The organism is Rhodoplanes sp. SY1, from assembly GCF_046000175.1.
Taxonomy (GTDB): Bacteria; Pseudomonadota; Alphaproteobacteria; order Rhizobiales; family Xanthobacteraceae; genus Rhodoplanes.
This window is the reverse complement of sequence record NZ_JBEOMB010000327.1, coordinates 1-1423: the sequence shown is the minus strand read 5'-3', so window position 1 is coordinate 1423 and position 1423 is coordinate 1. Positions and strand designations below refer to the sequence as shown.

Here is a 1423-nt window from a genome sequence, read left to right as displayed (position 1 = left end):
GAGGCGCGCCATCACGGCGTCGTCCTCCTCCTTGCTCCAGGAGCAGACGACGTCTTCCTGATGGTAGCAGAGAATGGCGTACAGCATCCGGGGGTTCCCTCCGTGATCCGAGGACGGCCGAGCCTACCCGATCCCGACACCGGGACGGAAATTTCGCGCGTCATCCCGGGGCGCCGCGGAGCGCCGAGCCCGGCGACTGTCTTGGATGTCAAGCGGGCGAGTATGCGACGTCGGCTTTGACGAGGCCGTTGGCGATGACGAGGATCTTTCTGGCGACGGCGATGAGGGCGACCTTGGCGGGCTTTCCCTGGTTGCGCATGGCCTTGTAGTCGTCCCTGAGCTTGGGGTTGTGGCGGACGGCGACGAGGGCTGCGAGGTAGAGGCTGGTCCGGACGCAAGGTCGTCCGCCGGCGATGGCGGCGCGGGGCGGAGCGTTTCCGGACTGGCTGACATGGGGCGCGAGGCCGGCCAGGCTGGCGATCGCCTTGCGGTCGCGGTGGCCGAGTTCGGGCAGGTCGGTGATCAGCACGGTGGCGATGCGGGTGCCGATCCCCGGGATCGATGTGAGGATGCGGGAGACGCGGGCGAGCTCGGTATCGTCGGTGATCCGGCGAGCGAGCTCGGCCTCGATGCGCTCGCACTGTGCAGAGAGCTCGGCGATGGTGGCGCGGTGGCTCTCCATCAGGAGCGGCTCGAGCGTCTGCTTGAGCCTGGTCTTCTCCATGGCGATCATCTCGGTGAGCTGGCGGCGGCGCAGGGAGAGCGCCTTGAGGGTCTGCTGCTCGGCGGAGGGGAGTGGGCGGACGGCGTCGGTCATGACGAGAGCGAAGCGCGCGATGAGCTGTGCGTCCAGCCTGTCGGTCTTGGCGCGGCGCCCCTCGGCGTCGCGGAAGGCCTTGATGCGGCGCGGATTGACGATGCCGACCTGGAAGCCGGCCTCGGTCAGGGCGACGACCGCGGTCTGCGCGTAGGATCCGATCGCCTCCAGGACGACGCGGGTGACGCCCGCCGCGGTCAGACGGGCGATCATGGTGGCGATGCCGGAGGCCAGATTGGGCACCCGGAAGGTCTTTCCGGACGGCGCGACGGCGACGTCGAGAAAGCGTTGGCCGGCATCGATGCCGGCCGCCGTCGAGACGGACTGGGATGTCATGGAACCGGACCTGTATGCGGGCGGCCGGGCGGGCCGGCACCCGTGCGACTGTTCGATCGACGAGCGGTACGGAGACGCCCGAGCCGGGACTACGGCCACGCAGGGCCGGGGATCCAACGAGCGGTCTCCGTCAGCTCGCCACTATGCCAGTGACAGCCGACAGATACAGGGATCCATACGCCCGGTGTCAGTGGCTCACGAGAGACAGGGCTTATGGGTCCCGGGCTCGGCGCTATCGCGCCGACCCGGGACGACGGAGAAATTCTGCAA

The 1423-nt window shown here is 68.8% G+C and carries 1 protein-coding gene and 1 pseudogene; both read right to left on the bottom strand.

Features of this window, described 5'->3' with window-relative positions; genetic code table 11:
• Nucleotides 1–87, bottom strand: a pseudogene (locus ABTU92_RS29435) (YciI family protein); the annotation flags it as partial.
• Between the two features lie 121 nt (nucleotides 88–208).
• Nucleotides 209–1153: an IS110 family transposase gene (locus ABTU92_RS29430; RefSeq protein WP_408095093.1), complete on the bottom strand. Its 945-nt coding sequence runs from the start codon at nucleotides 1151–1153 to the stop codon at nucleotides 209–211.
• Nucleotides 1154–1423 lie beyond the last annotated feature (270 nt).